Source organism: Loktanella sp. DJP18 (assembly GCF_049310965.1).
Taxonomy (GTDB): domain Bacteria; phylum Pseudomonadota; class Alphaproteobacteria; order Rhodobacterales; family Rhodobacteraceae; genus Loktanella.
On record NZ_JBMERN010000290.1, the window covers coordinates 1 to 1,846 of the forward strand.

A 1,846-nucleotide genomic window follows, 5' to 3' on the forward strand; every position below is an offset into this window, starting at 1 on the left:
TCATAACGACTGAGGCGGAAATGCAGGACACTATCTCCCTGCAGACGCCCGATATCTGGATGGACCGATCCGCAGACATCGTGACCGCTCCGCACCACACTGAACCCGGTCCGCGCGCATCAGCCCTCCCCCCGCTGTGTGGCCGCAGACTCCGCGGCGCAAGCATACGGGCGCAGCCAAGGCGCTGTAGTTGTTTGCTAAATAGACCGCGAATACCTTGAATGTCTCGAATACAGAACACCCTGAAAAGGGCGCGACGTGGGTCGAAATGCACCAGACGCTTTGCGTCCGAATGGAAAGGTCGCCACGGCAGATCGGTTCAATGACTCATCGTCACGCCCAAGACCACGATGCTGTGAGCGTGCAAAACCGCCGCGCAGGGTCTGTCGGAGAGGCCGGAGCCCGATCTGGTCAAGGTGACTGCGTGCAGGTCGACGATTTCAGATCCCCGTCAGACGAGAACAATACAGGGTAGATTTCATGGTCAGAATGAGGACATGAGCCATTCCGATAAAACTTCGGCAGACCGTGTCTATGACGAGGTTAACGGGCTCTCATCCCAGATGCGCCCGATCCAGTTCGGAAAACTCCGCAGTTCATCGAATGTCGAGTCCTTCGAGATGAGCGGGCAGGCCAGTTCGATTGCCGTCGCTGCAATCATCCGATCAAAGGGGTCTTTGTGCGCCCAATCTATCCCCCCCCGACAGCACAGCCATCTCTGCGGTATAGGGCGCGACGATTCCGCACTGCGCCCGCAGCAGGTGCGGACGTCTTCCGACCAGGCTTTCAACCTCCAGCCACTTTCCTGATCGGTGTTTCGCGGTGATCTCGTGGAACGCACACGGCGGCACGTAGACGGTCCGGGCCTGTGCGATGACATCCTGCGCGACCGCAGAGAGTTCGGATCTGCGGAACAGGCTCCAGATCCAGGTATGGGTATCGAGAAGAACTGTCGTCAGCTCCACAACGCGATCTCGTCATCCGTCATGGGTATGAGGAACTTCATTCACCTCAATGGCACGATTGCCTGTGTCGAAAACCTTCACCGCGCGTCGATTTTCTTCACTATTTACACTTTGCCGCACAATTTTCTCACCCAACCGCCGCGAACTGGGCGATTTTTGCTCCAAACGTATTCAGCCAAACAAAAATCTCGGAAACAGCCCAAAAATATACCCGACCATGCACTTTTCTGCCTGCGATCGTTTTTCCGCGGATCCAAACAGACCGACGTCCTGCCTGTAACCCACAGGAGGCCACCATGGCGACGACACCCGCGACTCCGCAGTCCAACCCCAACGACCAATACTACACCCGCCCCGAGACGGTCGCGGCCTGCCTTGCATTTCTGCATGCCGTTCTGCCGGATCTTGCGCCGGATCTCTATCTCGAGCCCTCCGCAGGCGACGGCGCATTTCTGCAGCAGATGCCTCACCCACGCCTCGGAATTGATATCGCGCCCGCCCACCCCGAGGTCGTCATGGCCGACTTTTTTAAATGGGTGCCCGACGAGAACATCGGCTCCATCGCCGTGATCGGAAACCCGCCTTTCGGGCGCAACGCTGCCAAGGCCACCGCGACTTTCAATCATGCCGCATCATTTGCCGACACGATCGCAATGATCCTGCCGGCATCGATGTCCAAAGGCACGATGCAAAACCGGCTCGACCCTTGGTTCGAGTTGGTGGATGAACTGCCCCTGCCTGCGGAGCCCTTTCGCGCTGGTGACCAGTTGCACGAGGTCAATGCGGTGTTCCAGATCTGGAAGCGTTGCGATGTCCTCAGGCCCAAGGCAATCACCACCACGACACATGTGGACTTTGATTTCGTCAGGACACTGCAAGAG

General features: G+C 57.9%; 2 protein-coding genes. One reads left to right on the top strand and one right to left on the bottom strand.

All coding sequences use genetic code 11. From position 1 onward, the window contains the following. Positions 1-665 precede the first annotated feature (665 nt). Positions 666-965 (bottom strand): hypothetical protein, encoded by a 300-nt coding sequence (locus tag ACOI1H_RS25285; RefSeq protein WP_422441045.1) that lies wholly within the window; start codon positions 963-965, stop codon positions 666-668. Between the two features lie 296 nt (positions 966-1,261). Between ACOI1H_RS25285 and ACOI1H_RS25290 the strand changes: the two genes are divergently transcribed. After that, on the top strand, positions 1,262-1,846 hold a 585-nt coding region (locus ACOI1H_RS25290; protein ID WP_422441047.1), incomplete at its 3' end, for a hypothetical protein.